Here is a 276-nt window from a genome sequence, read left to right on the forward strand (position 1 = left end):
ATGATTGCCAAAAGGTCAACTCCGTAGTCTCCTGATTTAAGTGATTTGATCATTTCATATAGCATTGAAAGCGAGATGATGGATCCGACGATCGTAATCAGCGCTTGTGCAAAGAGCTGCTGTTTTAAGCCGAACTCCAAGATAAGCGCAACAAGGCCGATCCCCAAAATGATCCACAATTTTGTTGAGTGTTTCATTGTTTTTTCCTCCTTTGAGTGGAATCCCGTACGCTGATCCTTATTACGTCTCAAAGGTAACACGAGATGAAAATAATGT

1 pseudogene is annotated in these 276 nt (G+C 41.3%); it reads right to left on the bottom strand.

The features are described 5' to 3' along the window. Positions 1–197: pseudogene (locus V7Z60_RS09605) on the bottom strand (heavy metal translocating P-type ATPase); the annotation flags it as partial. Positions 198–276: the final 79 nt, after the last annotated feature.

Source organism: Ligilactobacillus sp. (assembly GCF_036846325.1).
Classification (GTDB): domain Bacteria; phylum Bacillota; class Bacilli; order Lactobacillales; family Lactobacillaceae; genus Ligilactobacillus.